The following is a 15,432-nucleotide window of genomic DNA, read 5'->3' on the forward strand; positions in this document are numbered from 1 at the left end:
TCCTACCAGTCCACTATGGTGCCGTCGGCGAGGACGGCGTTCTGGGTGTGGATCACCTCCTGCTGGAACGGGTGGCGCGCGCACTCCGCCTCGTCGACCTCGATCCCGAGCCCCGGCGCGTCGGGCACCTGCCAGTAGCCGTCGACGCGCTCGATCGGGCCCTGCACCACGTCGAAGTACCACGGCACCGCGCCGGTCATCTCCTCCTGGATCACGTGGTTGGGCGTGCTGACCGCGAAATGCAGCGCCGCCGCCCCTGCGATGGGGCCGAGCGGGTTGTGCGGCGCGACGCCGACGCCGGCCGTCTCGGCCATGGCGGCGATCCGCTTCGCCTCGAGCAGGCCGCCGCAATGGCAGATGTCGGGCTGCACGATCGCCACCCCGCCTGCGGCGAGCAGCGCGGCGAATTCCGACCGCTCGACCAGCCGCTCCCCCGTCGCCAGCGGCGTCGAGGTGCGGTTCGCGATCCAGGCGAGGCCGGCGAAATCGTCCGGCCGCACCGGCTCCTCCACGAACATCGGCCGCATCGGCGCGAGCGCCTCCACGTAGGCGAGCGCGGCGCTGGCCGAGGCGGGGCGGCCGTGGAAGTCGACCATGATCTCGATGTCGTCGCCCACCGCCGCGCGCAGCGCCTCGGCCTGCCGGGTGACGCGGGCGAGCTCCGCCTGCGGCGCGTGGTAGTGGGTGTAGGGCACGATCAGCACCTTCATCGCGCGGTACCCCTTCGCGACGACCTCTTCGGCCCGCTCGATCAGGGTGCCGCCGTCGGCGCTCTCGTAGACGGCCTTCATGTCGCCCATGCCGAGGTGGGTGTAGACCCCGACCCTGTCGCGCACCTTGCCGCCGAGCAACCGCCAGACCGGCTCGCCCCGCGCCTTGCCCGCGATGTCCCAGAGCGCCAGCTCGATGCCGGAGATCGCGCTCATCCCGATCGCGCCGAGCCGCCAGAACGACTGGCGCAGCATCGCCCGCAGCGCCTGCTCGATGTCGCGCGGGTCGCGCCCGATCAGCAGCGGCGCGAGATCCTCGATGGCCCCGGCCACGGCGCGGGTTTTCCACTCGAGCGTCGCCTCGCCCCAGCCGAAGAGACCGGGCTGGTCGGTCTCCACCTTCACGAAGACCCAGTTGCGCATCTCTGCATTCACGACACGGGTCTTGATGGCGGTGATCTTCATAACGTCCTCGCTGCTGTTAAAAGTCGTATAAATGATGGCCCTCTAGAACGTCAATGCGTCGTTTATGGCAAAAAAGTTCTTGCACCGGCAAATCCATGGCGCTTATTAATCCGATTATATCGAGGGAGGGCATCGTGGCGCCTGTGACCAAACGCAAGAGAACCGACCGCAGCTTCTACCTGTCGATCGCGCCGTTCTTCGCGATCTTCATCGCGTTCAGCCTGTTTCCCGTGGTCTTCTCGGTCTACCTGGGCTTCAACGACTGGGACGGCTTCAGCCCGCCCCGCTTCGTCGGCCTCGACAACTACGCCGAGGCCGTGGGCGACCCGGTCTTCCGCAAGGCCATCGGCAACACGATCTGGCTCTGGATCGTCACCACCGGATCGACCGTCGCGCTGGCGCTGGTGCTGGCGGTGCTGGTCGACGAGTACGTCCTCTTCGGGCGCAACTACTTCCGCATGGTCTTCCTGCTGCCGCTGCTCGTGGCGCCGGCCATCGCGGCGATCCTGATGCGGGTGTTCTTCACCTCCAACGGCGGGCTGGTGAACCTGCTCGCCGGCAGCGTCGCGGGGGAGCCGGTCTACTTCGACTGGCTCAACTCGCAGTTCTGGGTGAAGCCGCTGGTCGCGCTGCTGGTCATCTGGCGCTGGACCGGCTGGCACATGATCATCTTCCTCGCCGGCCTGCAGTCGATCCCGCGCGACCTCTACGAGGCCGCCCGCGTCGACGGGGTCGGGCGCTGGTCGATCTTCAGCCGCATCACCGTGCCGCTGCTGCTGCCCGCCCTCGCCTTCTCGGTGATGACCTCCACGCTCGGCGGGCTGCAGATGTTCGACGAGCCGTTCGTGCTGACGGCCGGCACCGGCGGCACCAACAACTCCGCCACCACGCTCGGCATGTACCTCTACGCCACCGCCTTCACCAACTTCGACTTCGGGCTCGGCGCGGCGGTGTCCTGGTACATCTTCATGGCGATCGTCGCCGTCAGCGTCCTCTATCGCCTGATCCAGAAGCGCCTCGACATGGGAGCCTCCTGATGCGCCGGTCCAACCCCGAGAAACGCTTCAAGCTGATCGTCACGATCGCGCTGCTGTGCCTGTCGGTGATCTTCATCATGCCGCTCTACTGGACGGCGGTGTTCTCGACGCGCACCCTCGGCGACGTCTTCAACTTTCCGCCGCCGCTCTGGTTCGGAACCAACTTCGACGAGAACTACGCCCGCGTCGCCGAGGTCTTCCCGCCCTGGCGCCCGGTGATGAACAGTTTGATCGTCGCGGTGCCCAAGACCGTCGGCCTGGTCCTCGTCAGCGCGCTCGCGGGCTACGGCTTCGCCCGCTACACCCGCGCGCCCGGCCACCGCTTCCTGCTGCTGATGGCCTTCGCCACGCTGTTCTTCCCGCCCACGCTCGCGCTGATCCCGTTCTTCCTCCAGATGAGCTGGATGGGCTGGCTCAACACCTTCTGGCCCCTCATCATCCCCGCCCTCGCCTCCGGCTTCGGCGTGATCTGGATGTACACCTACATCGGCTCCACCGTGCCCAGGGAGCTCTACGAGGCGGCCGAGATGGACGGCTCGCGCGGTCTCGCCACCTTCTTCTTCGTGGTGCTGCCGATCATCCGCCCCGGCCTCGCCGCGCTCGGGGTCTGGACGCTGATCCAGACGTGGAGCGAATTCCAGCTGCCGCTCGTGATCCTGGGCGACGGGTCCAAGTTCACCGTGCCGCTCGCGCTCACCAGCCTCAGCCGCAACTACTTCTCCGACACGCCCGCGGTGATGGTCGCCACGCTGCTGGGCCTGATCCCCGTCTTCATCCTGTTCGCCCTGCTCAGCCGGCAGTTCGTCGCCGGCCTGACCGCGGGCGCCGTCAAATAAACATCACCAAGGGAGGACCAAACATGAAAACCATCAAGACACTCGCCTCGGCCGGCCTCGTCGCCGCGCTCGCGGCGACCGGCGCGGCGGCGCAGGAGGTCAACACGGAGGTCTCGGGCGAGATCAGCGTCTGGACCTGGCCCAACAACGACCGAACCTTCGAGGCGTTGATGCCGGCGTTCAATGAGGTCTACCCGAACGTCACCGTCGACGTGCAGGGCTACCCCTCGGGCAACAACGTCTACCTCAACACCCTGCAGCGCGCGCTGATGAGCAACAGCGGCCCCGACGTGGCGATGATCGAGATCGGCATGATCGCCCAGCTGCGCGACCGCGACCAGTTCGCCGATCTGCGCGACGCGCCCTTCAACGCCGGCGCGATGGCCGACCAGTTCACCGACTTCGCCTGGGAGAACGTGCTCGGCGCCGACGGCCAGGTCGCCGCCGTGCCCAAGCACATCGGTCCCGGTGGGCTCTTCTACCGCGCCGACATCTGGGAAGAGGCCGGCTACGACACCGACCCCGAGGCCATGGCCGAGCTGCTCTCCGACTGGGACGCGCTGCTCGAGGCGGGCAAGCAGGTCGCCGCGCCGAACGAGCGCTGGATCATCGGCTCGGGCGAGGAGATCGTGCGCTCGTACCTCGCGCAGAACGGCCTCTCCTACTTCTCCGAGGACGGCACCCACAACTTCGATCACCCGGTGATGATCGAGGCCTTCGACCTCGTCGGCGAATTCGCCGAGGCCGACCTGATCTCGCCCTTCAGCGCCTGGACCCCGGAATGGCAGGGCGCCTTCGCGCGCGGCCAGTTCGCCTCCGTGATCTACGGCAACTGGATGGGCGGCCTGCTCAAGCGCGCCTATTCCACCGAGGACGCCGGCAAGTGGCGCGTCACCTTCGCCCCCGCCGCGCCCAATGGCGTGCGCGCCTTCAACATGGGCGGCGACTACATGGCCGTGCTCGCCGGGACCGACAACCCCGAAGCCGCCTGGGCCTTCGTGACCTTCGTCGTCTCCGACCCGGCCTCGCTGGAGCAGCAGTACCAGCAGGACGACCTCTACCCCGCCTTCGCCCCCGCGACCGAGAGCGACTGGATCAACTTCGCCGATCCTTACTACGGCGGCCAGAACGTCAACGAGTTCTTCGCCGAGGTGCAGGAAAAGCTCGTTCCCCTGACGCTGCACCCGCTCGATTCCATCGCCCAGTCGGCCATGCAGACCGCCGTCGACAACGTCGTGCGCGGCGTGATGAGCCCCCAAGAGGCGCTCGCGCAGGCCAAGGAGCAGGTCGAAGCCCGGCTCTGACCTTCCCCGCGACCCTCGCGGCGGGCCATCGCGGCCCGCCGCCCCCTCCCTCTCCTCCGACCGACCACGACAAGCCAATCAGGAACACAGCCACATGCTTCACGCGTTCTCCATCGCCGGCGACTGGGCCCTCAAGCTCGACCCCGACAACAAGGGGACCGACGCCCGCTGGTACCGCCAGCGGCTCGAAGGCGACACGATGGCTCTTCCGGGCAGCATCGACGCCGCCGCCAAGGCCCCGGCCAGCGATGCCGCCACCATGGCTCACCTCTCGCGCCGCAACCCCTATGTCGGCCCCGCCTGGTACCAGCGCGAGATCGAGATCCCCGAGGACCAGGACGGCCTCTACCACTGGCTCGTGCTCGAGCGCCCGCACGGCGAGGTGAACCTGTTCCTCGACGACCTCAAGGTCGGCCGCGACCGCTCGCTGAGCACCGAGCACCGTTTCTTCCTCGGCCAGGTCGCGCCCGGGCGGCACGTCGTCACCATGATGATCGACAATTCCCGCTTCGAGGCCGTCGGCGAGGCGGCGCAGCATATGGGCGACGCCTTCTGGGACGTCGCGCACTCCACCAGCGACCACACCCAGAGCAACTGGAACGGCACCGTCGGCTACATGCGCATCGAAGCCGCCGCCGCGGCGATCTCCGCCCTGCGCGTCGACGCCCCCGACCGGCAGGTCCGCGTGCGCGCCGAGCTCGAAGCCTTCGATCCGGACGACCGGTGGCCGACCTTCTGGGCCGAGCCCCACGACGACCGCCTGCGCCTGACCGTCGAGCTGGCGGGCGGCGACGCGCCCATCGTGCAGGAACGGTCCCTGACGATCGGCTCCGCCTGGACCCCCGTCGACGTGCCGCTCGACCTCCCCGACGACGCCGCCACGTGGAGCGAGTTCACCCCCGTCGTCCACCGCCTGACGGTGGAATGGCTGCGCGACGGCGCCCCGCTCGCCCGCAAGGAGACGACCTTCGGCATCCGCGACGTGCGCTGCGAGGGCCGCCACATCACGCTCAACGGCCGCCGCCTCTACCTGCGCGGCACCCTCGATTGCGCGCTGTTCCCCAAGACCGGCTACCCGCCGACCGACCACGCCGAGTGGCGGCGCATCTTCACCCAGTGCCGCGACATCGGCCTGAACCACATCCGCTTCCACAGCTGGTGCCCGCCCCGCGCCGCCTTCGAGGTGGCCGACGAGATGGGGATGCTCCTCGCCGTCGAGGGCCCGGTCTGGCCGCGCCTCTACGCCGACCCCAACCTCGACGACTTCATCCACCAGGAATGCGAGCGCATCTTCCGCGACTACGGCAACCACCCGAGCTTCGTGATGTTCGCCATCGGCAACGAGCTGCACGGCGAGGGGCTGCACGCCTTCACCTCGCGCTTCGTAGCCAGGTGGAAGGCCGAGGACGGCCGCCGCGTCTACACCGGCGGCTCGGGCTGGCCCTCCACGCCCGAGGCCGACTACCTGACCAAGCCGCAGCCGCGCTGCCAGCGCTGGGGCGACGGGCTCGACGGCCGGCTCAACCGCGCGCCGCTCGAGACCAACACCGACTGGCGCGACTGGGTCGAGAGCGTCGAGCAGCCGCTGCTCGTGCACGAGACCGGCCAGTGGTGCGTCTACCCCGACCTCGACAGCATCGGGAAGTTCGACGGCCCCCTCGCCGCCCGCAACTTCGAGATGATCAAGGCCGACCTCGACGCGAAGGGCCGCCTCGACGAGGCGCCCGCCCTGCTGGAGACAAGCGGCCTGCACCAGGTCGCGCTCTACAAGGAAGAGATCGAGGCCTGCCTGCGCACCCGCGACTTCGCCGGCTACCAGCTCCTCGGCGTGCAGGACTTCACCGGCCAGGGCACCGCGCTCGTCGGCGTGCTCGACGCCTTCTGGGACCCGAAGCCCTACCTGGACGAAGCTCACTGGCGCGAGTTCTGCGCGCCCGTCGTCCCGCTCTGGCGCACCGACGGCTTCGTGCTCGAGGCCGGCCAGCCCTTCGCCGGCACCGTCGAGGTGGCCCAGTTCGGCGCCGACGACCTGCCCGCCGGCGCCCTGCGCTGGCAGGTGCTCGACGACGTCGGCGGCGTCTGCCGCGACGGCGAGATCGCCCATGACGGCCTCGCGGCGGCGCAGCTCCACGGCCTCGGCCGGCTCGAGATCGACACCGCCGACCTCGCCCCCGACCGCCGCTACCAGCTCGTCCTCTCCCTGCCCGAGAGCGACGCCCGCAACCGGTGGGACTTCTGGGTCATGGACAGCGGCACCGCCGAGCTGCCCATCGTCCGCAGCCTCGACGCCGACGTGCTCGCCCGCGTCGCCAAGGGCGAGCGGCTGGTGTTCATGCCCGAGCCGGGCGAGATCGAGGAAACCAGCGTGCTCGGCTGGACCAACGTCTTCTGGAACACGCTCTGGACCAGCGGGCAGGAGCCGCACACGCTGGGCCTGCGCATCGACACCGACCATCCCGCCCTCGCCGGCTTCCCGGCGCGCCGCCACAACGAGGCGCACTGGTTCGAGCTGATGAGCCGGCGCGTCGCCTTCGGCCACGAAGGCCTGCCCGGCCGGCCCATCGTCGCGGTCAACGACGACTGGAACCGCAACCGCGACCTGTCGCTGCTGAGCGAGGTCGCCGTCGGCGAGGGCCGGCTGCTGATCTCGGCGATGGACCTCGCCGCACAGAGCGACCGCCCCGTCGCCCGCAGCCTCGCCCGCGCCCTCGCGCGCTACCTCGACGCGCCCGCCACGGCCGGCACGGCCGAGCCGCAGGCGGTGCTCGAGTGGTGGCAGGCGAACAAGCGCAAGGGAGAGGACTGATGGCGCGGATCGAACTCGAAAGCGTCACCAAGACGTTCGGCGGGACGCAGGTCATCCACGGCCTCGACCTCGCCATCGAGGAAGGCGAGTTCTGCGTCTTCGTCGGCCCCTCGGGCTGCGGCAAGTCCACGCTGTTGCGCATGATCGCCGGGCTCGAGGACATCTCCGGCGGCGAGATCCGCATCGACGGCGACCGGGTCAACGAGGACCCCGCCGTCGAGCGCCAGCTCGCCATGGTGTTCCAGTCCTATGCGCTCTACCCGCACATGAGCGTCGAGCAGAACATGAGCTTCGCGCTGCGCCGCACCGGCACGCCCAAGGCGGAGGCGCGCGAGAAGGTGCGCCGCGCCGCCGAGACGCTCCAGCTCACCGAGTACCTCGATCGCAAGCCCGGCCAGCTCTCGGGCGGCCAGCGCCAGCGGGTCGCCATCGGCCGCGCCATCGTGCGCGAGCCGCGCGCCTTCCTGTTCGACGAGCCGCTGTCCAACCTCGACGCCGAGCTGCGGGTGCAGATGCGCTTCGAGATCGCCAAGCTGCACCAGCAGCTCTCGGCGACGATGATCTACGTCACCCACGACCAGGTCGAGGCGATGACCCTGGCCGACAAGATCGTCGTGCTGCGCAAGGGGCGCATCGAGCAGGTCGGCCCGCCGGCCCGGCTCTACGGCGATCCCGACAACCTCTTCGTCGCCGGCTTCATCGGCTCGCCGCAGATGAACTTCGTCGCCGTCACCGCCGAGGCCGACGGCCTGCGCCTGCCCGACGGCAGCCTCGTCGCCTCCCCCGTCCCGCTCGACCGGCTCGCCTCCGGCCGCCGGTACACCCTCGGCATCCGCCCCGAACACCTCTCGACCGAGGGCGCGGGCGAGCGGCTGTCGCTCGAGGTCGACGTGAGCGAGAACCTCGGCGCGGCCAACATCATCTACGGCCTGATGTCAGGCGGCACCCGCGTCCTCGTCGAGGACCGCTCCGGCCGGCCGATCTCCTCCGGCGAGCGCATCGAGGTCCGCTACGAGCGGACCCGCTCGTTCCTGTTCGACGCCGAGGGCGCGCGGATCAGGGGCTGAGCCCCCTACCCCGCCCGCGCGTTGCCGCCGCGCGCGGTGGCGATCTCGAGCTCGTCGCCCGCCGCGATGCGCCGCTTGCTCAGGAAGGTCGGCTGCGCCTCGGTCTCGCCGTCGCGCGCCAGCGTCAGGCGGTTGAGCCCGCCCTCGCTCGCCCCCGGCAGCGCCCAGACCGGCACGACGCCGTGCGAGAACCCGGCCGAGATCACCGCGTCGGCGTGCAGCCGGTAGCGGGTATGGACGCCGCGCCCGCCCGCGTGCTCGCCCGCCGCCTCGTGGCGCGCCCCGAGCCACTTGCCGATGACCTCGAAGCCGTAGCGCGCCTCGGCGACCTCTATGGGGCAGTTGAAGGTGTCGCCGTGGTTGGTGGAGAACATCGCGTCGTTGCCCGGCCGCTCCCTCGTGGCCCCCCAGCCGCCCATCTGCGGCTCGACCATCGTGTAGCGGCGCCCGGTGACCGGGTGGCGGCCGGCGATGACGACGCCGAAGATCGACGCGAAGCTGCCCGCCGGCAGGTCCACGCCCCCCTGCTCGGCAAGGCCGCGCCAGAGCATGTCGATCAGCCGGATCCGGGTCTCGAAGTAATAGCCGTGCGCCGCCTCGGGCGAGGGATCGAACAGCGAGCCGGGCCGGGTCAGCACCCGCAGCGGCTCGAACGAACCGGCATTGGCGTAGCGGTCGGGGTCGGTGAGCGCCTTGAACAGGATCTGGCAGGCCACCAGCGCCCCGTCGCGGCAGGTGTTGTAGGGGCCGGGGCTCTGGTCGGGCGCGTCGCGCAGGTCGACGGTGAAGCTGTCCTCGGCGATGGTGATCTTCGCCCGCCAGGTACTGCCGTCGTCCTGCGGCTGGGCGACCTCGAAGGTCCCGCGCGGCAGCTCCGCCAGCCCCTGCAGCGCCCGCGCCCGGCCGGTGGCGTGGGCGTCGTCGATGGCCGAGCGGATCGTCTCGGCGCCGTAGCGCGCGCACAGCCCCCGGATCAGCCTCGCCGCCCGCCGCCCCGCCGAGACTTGCGCCCAGAGATCGCCGGTCACGAAGTCGGGCAGCCGCGAGTTGGTCTGGATGATGTCGGCCACCGCCGCGTTGCGCTCGCCGCGCGAGAACAGCCGCACGATCGGCAGCCGCAGCCCCTCGGCGACGATGCCGGTCACGTCGGTCGCCATCGAGCCGGGCGTCGAGCCGCCGATGTCGCCCCAATGGGCGATCGACGCCACCCAGGCCACGCAGGCCCCCTCGAAGAACACCGGCTCGGCGACGACGACGTCGTTGAGGTGGGTGACGCCGCCGAAATTGGGATCGTTGGTGACGAAGACGTCGCCCTCCTCGATGCGCCCGCCCTCCTTGGCGAGGATCGCCTTGACCGACTTGTCGAGCACGCCGACGAACGACGGGATCCCCGCGCCCGAGCTGACCAGCGCGCCGTCGGCGGCGGTGATGCCGGTGCCGACGTCGAGCACCTCGTAGATGATCGGGCTCATCGCCGTCTTGCGCAGCACCTCGAACATCTCCTCGGCGGCGCTGTCGAGGCCGGCCTGCACGACCGAGAGGGTGAAGGGATCAGCCATCGATCCGCTCCGCGTCGCGCGGCAGGTCGGAGAGGATCTCGGGGCCGTCGGCGCGCAGCACCACGATCTCCTCGAGCCGGATGCCGAAGCGGCCGGGCAGGTAGATGCCGGGCTCGATGGAGAACACCATGCCCTCGTCGAGCACCGTGTCGGAGCTGGCGGTGATGAAGGGCGGCTCGTGGACCTCGGTGCCGAGGCCGTGGCCGGTGCGGTGGACGAAGTACTCGCCGTAGCCCGCCTCGGCGATCACGCCGCGCGCCGCGTCGTCGACCTCCCGCGCCTTCACCCCCGGACGCGCCGCCGCGAGCGCCGCCTGCACCGCCGCCTCGACCACGGCGTGCACCTCGGCGTAGCCCTCCGGCCCGTCGCCGATCACCGCCATGCGGGTGATGTCCGACGAATAGCCTTCCGACGCCGCGCCGATGTCCATGACCACGGCGTCGCCGTCCCGCAGCACCGTCTCGCCGGTCTGGTGGTGCGGGAAAGCGCCGTTCTTGCCGGCACCGATGATGGTGAACAGCGGCTTGGCCCCCGCCTCCGCGAAGTGGCCGCGCACGACCGCTGCGATCTCCGCCTCGGTCTTGCCCGGCGCCATCGCGGCGCGGGCGGCCTGCATCGCGCGGTCGGCGATCTGCGCGTTGCGCTTCAGCGCGGCCAGCTCGTCGTCGCCCTTGCGCATCCGCAGCGCCCCGACCGTGTCGACGGTGAAGCGCCGCGCGGCCCCCGGCAGCGCGTCGGTGACGAGCGCGGCGTGATCGGCGCGCATCGTCTCGTCGAGCACGAGCGCACCGGCGTCGCGGACGCCGAGCTCTCCCAGTAGCTCCGCCAGCGCCGCCTCCGGCCCGGCATCGTCGGCCCATTCGAAGAACGGCAGGTCGGTCTGCGTCCGCGCGCTCTCGGCCTCGAGCGCGGGCATCAGGAACCCGGCCCCCTTGGCCGAGACGAAGGCGAGGCAGGGCCGCTCGTCGGCGTGGGGCTTCACCCCGAGCAGCCACGCAAGGTGCGCGCCCGGCCCCAGCACCACGAGGTCGGTGCCGGTCTCGTCCATCTTCGCGCGCAGCGCGTCCAGCCGTGCGGTCGTCGTCATGTGGAGCTCCTTCCATCCTCGGCCGCGACGACGATCCGGCCGCCGAAGGCGGGGCCGTCGTCGAAGGTGCCGATCCTTGCAATCTCATCCTCGGGCGGCGCCTCGCAGGACCATTTGCGCGAGGGCTTCCAGCCGCAATCCCGCTTCAGCAGCGCGCCGTACTCGGCCCGCTTCAGCGCCGCGATCGACGGGTCGATCACCGGCACGCCGAGCTGCCGCTCGACCTCGGCGTAAAAGCCCACCTCCATCGTGCAGCCCAGGATCAGCGCCTCGGCGTAATCCTCCTCGACCGCCCGCCGCCCGGCCGCGAGCAGCCGGCTCGCGGTGCGGTCGTGGTCGGCCTGGAACTCGGTCACGCCGAGCTCGACATGGTAGAAGCCCGCCAGCCGGTCCCGGTGGCCGAGCGCGTGCACCGTGGCCTGCATCTGGTCGACCCACTTGCGCCGCCCGACGATCACCCCGAACCGGTTGGACAGGCTGGCGGCGATCTCGCAGGACGCGGCGCAGGGGGCGGTGACGATCATCTCGCCCGAGACCTCGCGCGCCTCTGCGAGCGCGGTGTCGTAGAAACAGCCGATCACCAGCGCGTCGAACCCCTCGCGCGCCGCGGCGCGGGTGGCGCGGATGATGCCGGCGGTCACCATCCCCTCGAAGCTGCGGTACTCGATGTGCTCGAACCGCCCGACCCCCTCGGGCAGCGAGGTGACGTGGACCTCGGTGCCCGGCAGCTTGTAGTCGCGGGCCATGTCCGCGAACAGGTCGTCATGGCCGGCCCGGTGCGCGACCGGGCTGAGATACATGATCTTGACCATCCTTCGTCCTCCCCTGGACTGGCCTCAGAGGCCGTGAACCTCGCGCGCGCGCTCTTCGGTGATGAGCCCGGCCTCGATGTCGCGCCGCACCGCGTCGCGGTCGCGCTGCTTCGGATCGCCGTAGCCGGCCCCCGACGAGGTGATGACCCGCACCACGTCGTCGGTGGTCAGCGCCAGGCCGGAGACGAAGCTGTAGGTCTCCTCGCTGCCGTCGGCCTTGATCACCTCGACGAAGTTGCCCGAGCCCTCCTCGCCGCCCTCGAGCGGCCACGGCTTGATCCGCGAGCGGGTGTAGCCGGCGGTGAGGAAGCCGTTTTCGGTGCGGATCCGGTATTCGAGCACCAGCCCGCGGCCGCCGTTCCACTGCCCCTCGCCGCCCGGCGCGGTGTTGAGCGCCATGCGGTCGACGAACAGCCCGTTGCGGGCCTCGGAGATCTCGGCGGGGGTGTTGTAGGTCTCGCCGTGGAAGCCCGAGAAGATGCACGGGTTGCCGTCGCGGCCCTCCCAGGCGCCCCAGCCGCCGATCTGCGGCTCGATGATCGTGTATTGCCGCCCGGTATCGGGGTGGATGCCGCCGATGAACGTGCCGCAGATCGAGCTGAAATGCCCAGCCGGCAGCCGCTCGGGGATGTGGCGCGCCAGGCAGCGCCAGATCAGGTCGTAGACCCGCACCTCGGTCTCGAAGTAGAAGCCGATCGCCGAGCCTTCGCGGGCGTCGAAGATCGAGCCCTCGCGGGTCAGCACCCGCAGCGGCCGGAAGCTGCCGTCGTTGGCGGGGCTGTCCGAGCCGGTGAGCGACTTGAAGACCATCTGCGCGCAGATCATCGTGCCGTCCTTGCAGGCGTTGGTCGGCCCGGTGTCCTGGTCGGGGTTGTCGCGCAGGTCGACGAGGAACTCGTCGGCGCTGATCGTCACCTTGACGTTGAAGACGCGGCCGTCGTCCTGCTCTTCCGACAGCTCGAAGGTGCCGTGCGGCAGCTGCGCCAGCTCGGCGCGCGCAGCCCTTTCGCCGAAGTCCATGAAGTGGTCCATCGCCTTCAGGAAGGTGCCGGTGCCGTACTTCGCCGCCAGCCCCTGCAGCCGCCGCGCCCCGACCCGGACCGAGGCGATCGCCGCCCAAACGTCGCCCTTGAGGAAGTCGGGCATCCGGCTGTTGGTGGTGATGATGTCGATCACCGCGTCGTCGGTGACGCCCTCGCGGATCACCTTCACCGCCGGCAGCCGCAGCCCCTCCTGCCAGATCTCCGTCGCCTCGCCCGACAGCGAGCCCGGCGCCATGCCGCCGACGTCGGAATTGTGCGCGATGTTGGCGGTCCAGGCGATGATCGCGCCGTCGGCGAAGACCGGCATCGCCAGCACCAGGTCGTTGAGGTGCGTGACGCCGCCGTGCCAGGGGTCGTTGGTGATGAAGACGTCGCCGGGGCGGATGTCGTCGGCGTCGAACTTCTTCAGGATGAACTGCACCGACTTGTCGAGCACGCCGATGAAGGCCGGGATCCCCGCCCCCGACGACGCGATGCGCCCTTCGGCGTCGGTGATCCCGGTGCCCATGTCGAGCACCTCGTAGATGATCGACGACATCGCCGTCTTGCGCATCGCGGCGAACATCTCGTCGGCCGCCGATTGCAGCGAGTTCTGGATGATCTCCAGGGTGATCGGATCGGCGTCAGCGCTCATGCCGCGTCTCCCAGGTGGATGTGGACGTTGCGGTAGGCGTCGATCTCGACCCGGTTGCCCGGGTGGATGACGATGGTGGTGCCCGGATCCTCGATGATCGCGGGGCCGGTGAACTTCATGCCCGGCGCGAGCTTCGTGCCGTCGTAGATGTCGGCCTCGTGCTTGCCCTCGAGCGCGTAATCCACCTCGCGCCGGCCCTTGCTGGCGCCGCTGGCATCGGCCGGCCCGATCTCGGCGGGCTTCATCTCGAGCTTGCCCACCTCGGCGCGGGCGACGAGATGGACCCCGACCATCTCCACCGGCGCGTCGAGCCGGTAGGTGTATTCGCGCTCATAGGCCTCGTGGAAGTCGGCGGCGATCTTCTCGAGCGCCGCGTCCGTCACCTCGCCCTCGAGCTGCACCTCGGTGGTGTGCTCCTGGTTCTGGTAGCGGAACTTGCCGTAGCGCAGGAAGTCGACCCGGGCCGGATCGACGCCCTCGGCCTCGAACGTGGCGCGCGCCTGCGTCTCCGCCTCGGCGAAGGTGGCCTCGATCAGGGCGCCCGCACCCTCTTCGAGGTCGACGAGCTGGGTGACGAAGGTGTCGCGGCGCAGGTCGGACATCATCATCCCGAACGCCGAGAACACCGCCGCCGCGGCCGGCACCACGACCTTCTTCACCTGCAGCTCCTGCCCCAGCGCCACGGCGTGCATCGCGCCGCCGCCGCCGAAGGCCAGCAGGGTGAAGTCGCGGGTGTCGTGGCCGCGGTTGAGGCTGACCAGCTTGAGCGCGTTGACCATGTTGTTGTTGGCGATCCGCACGATCCCCTGCGCCGCCTCGTCGGTGCTGACCCCGAGCTTCTCGCCCACCGCCGTCAGCGCCGCCTCGGCGGCGTCCATGTGCGCCTCGACCTCGCCGCCGCAGAAGTAGTCGCGGTTGATCCGGCCGAGCCAGAGGTTGGCGTCGGTGGTGGTGGCGTTGTCGCCGCCCTTGCCGTAGGCCGCCGGGCCGGGCAGCGCGCCGGCCGATTGCGGGCCGACATGCAGCTTGCCGAAATCGTCGACCCAAGCGATCGAGCCGCCGCCGTTGCCGATCTCGACGAGGTCGACCACCGGCACCATGATCGGGTAGCCCGCCGACTTGCGGCTGCGCTCGATCCAGTAATCGGTCATGATCCGCACCTCGCCGCCCTCGATCAGGCTGCACTTCGCGGTGGTCCCGCCGATGTCGAGCGCGAGGATGTTGGGCTCGCCGATCAGCTTGCCGAGCTCGGCGGCGCCCCAGAAGCCCGAGGCCGGGCCGCTCTCGACCATGTTGATCGGGACCGCCGAGGTGGCCTCGAGGCTGTCGACGCCGCAATTCGACTGCATGATGTAGGGGCTCTTGGGCAGCCCCTGCGCCTTCAGCGCAGCGTCGAGCTTGCCGAGATAGCGCGCCGCGACCGGCTGCACGTAGGCCGACAGCACCGTGGTGTTGGTGCGCTCGTATTCGCGCCACTCGCGGGTGATCTGGTGCGAGGCGACCACCGAGACCTCCGGCCAGAGCCGGCGCACCTCCGCCAGCACCGCCTCCTCGTGCGAGGTGTCGGCGTAGGCGTGGAGCAGGCAGACCGCCACCGCCTCGACCCCCTCGGCGCGGAAGCCGTCGAGGATCGCGGGCAGGCCGGACGTGTCGAGCGGGGTGCGCTCCTGGCCCTGGTAGGTGATCCGCCCGGGCAGCTCCGCGCGCAGGTGGCGCGGCACGAAGGGCGCGGGCTTTTCGTAGTGCAGGTTGAAGAAATCGGGCCGGTTGCCCCGCGCGATCTCGAGCACGTCGCGGAAGCCCTCGGTGGTGATGAGCCCGACCTTCACCCCCTTGCGCTCGGTCAGCGCGTTGATGACGACGGTGGTGCCGTGCGCCATGAAGGTCACGGTCTCCGGGTCGATCCCGCCCTTCTTCAGCACGTTGAGCACGCCGTTCTCGAAGTCCGGCGGCGTCGTGTCCGACTTGGCGGTGACGATCTCCATCGTGCCGTCGGCACGGGTCTCGAAGGCGACGAGGTCGGTGAAGGTGCCGCCCACGTCGGTGGCCACACGGCGGATCGTTTCGGACAT

Annotated in this window: 11 protein-coding genes; 5 read left to right on the forward strand and 6 right to left on the reverse strand. The window is 70.1% G+C overall.

Going from position 1 to position 15,432, the window contains the following annotated elements:
• Positions 1-2: 2 nt before the first annotated feature.
• Positions 3-1,175, reverse strand: a complete 1,173-nt coding sequence (gene dgoD / locus OG2516_RS18295; protein ID WP_007257193.1) for a galactonate dehydratase — start codon at positions 1,173-1,175, stop codon at positions 3-5.
• Between the two features lie 134 nt (positions 1,176-1,309).
• Between dgoD and OG2516_RS18300 the strand changes: the two genes are divergently transcribed.
• The 5 genes from OG2516_RS18300 (at position 1,310) to OG2516_RS18320 (ending at position 8,225) form a co-directional block, all read left to right on the forward strand.
• Positions 1,310-2,212, forward strand: a complete 903-nt coding sequence (locus tag OG2516_RS18300; RefSeq protein ID WP_192808398.1) for a carbohydrate ABC transporter permease — start codon at positions 1,310-1,312, stop codon at positions 2,210-2,212.
• Entirely contained in the window at positions 2,212-3,048 is an 837-nt protein-coding gene (locus OG2516_RS18305; protein ID WP_007257195.1) for a carbohydrate ABC transporter permease, read from the forward strand. Before OG2516_RS18300 ends, OG2516_RS18305 begins: the two co-directional genes overlap by 1 nt.
• A 23-nt stretch (positions 3,049-3,071) precedes the next feature.
• Entirely contained in the window at positions 3,072-4,352 is a 1,281-nt protein-coding gene (locus tag OG2516_RS18310; protein ID WP_007257196.1) for an ABC transporter substrate-binding protein, read from the forward strand.
• Between the two features lie 94 nt (positions 4,353-4,446).
• The gene (locus OG2516_RS18315; protein ID WP_007257197.1) at positions 4,447-7,158 is read left to right on the forward strand and encodes a glycoside hydrolase family 2 protein; all 2,712 of its coding nucleotides are present in this window, start codon (positions 4,447-4,449) and stop codon (positions 7,156-7,158) included.
• Complete coding sequence (locus OG2516_RS18320) at positions 7,158-8,225, forward strand: ABC transporter ATP-binding protein (RefSeq protein ID WP_007257198.1); 1,068 nt, start codon at positions 7,158-7,160, stop codon at positions 8,223-8,225. Before OG2516_RS18315 ends, OG2516_RS18320 begins: the two co-directional genes overlap by 1 nt.
• Positions 8,226-8,230: 5 nt before the next feature.
• Here OG2516_RS18320 and OG2516_RS18325 read toward each other — a convergent pair whose 3' ends face one another.
• From OG2516_RS18325 to OG2516_RS18345, 5 genes are read right to left on the reverse strand one after another with little or no spacing between them, the layout of a single operon-like run.
• The gene (locus OG2516_RS18325; protein ID WP_007257199.1) at positions 8,231-9,784 is read right to left on the reverse strand and encodes a hydantoinase B/oxoprolinase family protein; all 1,554 of its coding nucleotides are present in this window, start codon (positions 9,782-9,784) and stop codon (positions 8,231-8,233) included.
• Complete coding sequence (locus OG2516_RS18330) at positions 9,777-10,871, reverse strand: M24 family metallopeptidase (protein WP_007257200.1); 1,095 nt, start codon at positions 10,869-10,871, stop codon at positions 9,777-9,779. The genes OG2516_RS18325 and OG2516_RS18330 overlap by 8 nt, the downstream gene beginning before the upstream one ends.
• Positions 10,868-11,683 (reverse strand): aspartate/glutamate racemase family protein, encoded by an 816-nt coding sequence (locus tag OG2516_RS18335; RefSeq protein ID WP_007257201.1) that lies wholly within the window; start codon positions 11,681-11,683, stop codon positions 10,868-10,870. The genes OG2516_RS18330 and OG2516_RS18335 overlap by 4 nt, the downstream gene beginning before the upstream one ends.
• Before the next feature lie 24 nt (positions 11,684-11,707).
• Positions 11,708-13,360, reverse strand: a complete 1,653-nt coding sequence (locus OG2516_RS18340; RefSeq protein WP_007257202.1) for a hydantoinase B/oxoprolinase family protein — start codon at positions 13,358-13,360, stop codon at positions 11,708-11,710.
• Complete coding sequence (locus OG2516_RS18345) at positions 13,357-15,432, reverse strand: hydantoinase/oxoprolinase family protein (protein ID WP_007257203.1); 2,076 nt, start codon at positions 15,430-15,432, stop codon at positions 13,357-13,359. The genes OG2516_RS18340 and OG2516_RS18345 overlap by 4 nt, the downstream gene beginning before the upstream one ends.

This window comes from Oceanicola granulosus HTCC2516 (assembly GCF_000153305.1).
Lineage (GTDB): Bacteria > Pseudomonadota > Alphaproteobacteria > Rhodobacterales > Rhodobacteraceae > Oceanicola > Oceanicola granulosus.

Bases quoted from the DNA above. Each gene is read 5' to 3' on its own strand.
- dgoD (WP_007257193.1), bottom strand. From the start codon at position 1,175: ATGAAGATCACCGCCATCAAGACCCGTGTCGTGAATGCAGAGATGCGC.
- OG2516_RS18310 (WP_007257196.1), top strand. From the start codon at position 3,072: ATGAAAACCATCAAGACACTCGCCTCGGCCGGCCTCGTCGCCGCGCTC.
- OG2516_RS18305 (WP_007257195.1), top strand. From the start codon at position 2,212: ATGCGCCGGTCCAACCCCGAGAAACGCTTCAAGCTGATCGTCACGATC.
- OG2516_RS18340 (WP_007257202.1), bottom strand. From the start codon at position 13,360: ATGAGCGCTGACGCCGATCCGATCACCCTGGAGATCATCCAGAACTCG.
- OG2516_RS18325 (WP_007257199.1), bottom strand. From the start codon at position 9,784: ATGGCTGATCCCTTCACCCTCTCGGTCGTGCAGGCCGGCCTCGACAGC.
- OG2516_RS18330 (WP_007257200.1), bottom strand. From the start codon at position 10,871: ATGACGACGACCGCACGGCTGGACGCGCTGCGCGCGAAGATGGACGAG.
- OG2516_RS18345 (WP_007257203.1), bottom strand. From the start codon at position 15,432: ATGTCCGAAACGATCCGCCGTGTGGCCACCGACGTGGGCGGCACCTTC.
- OG2516_RS18315 (WP_007257197.1), top strand. From the start codon at position 4,447: ATGCTTCACGCGTTCTCCATCGCCGGCGACTGGGCCCTCAAGCTCGAC.
- OG2516_RS18335 (WP_007257201.1), bottom strand. From the start codon at position 11,683: ATGGTCAAGATCATGTATCTCAGCCCGGTCGCGCACCGGGCCGGCCAT.
- OG2516_RS18320 (WP_007257198.1), top strand. From the start codon at position 7,158: ATGGCGCGGATCGAACTCGAAAGCGTCACCAAGACGTTCGGCGGGACG.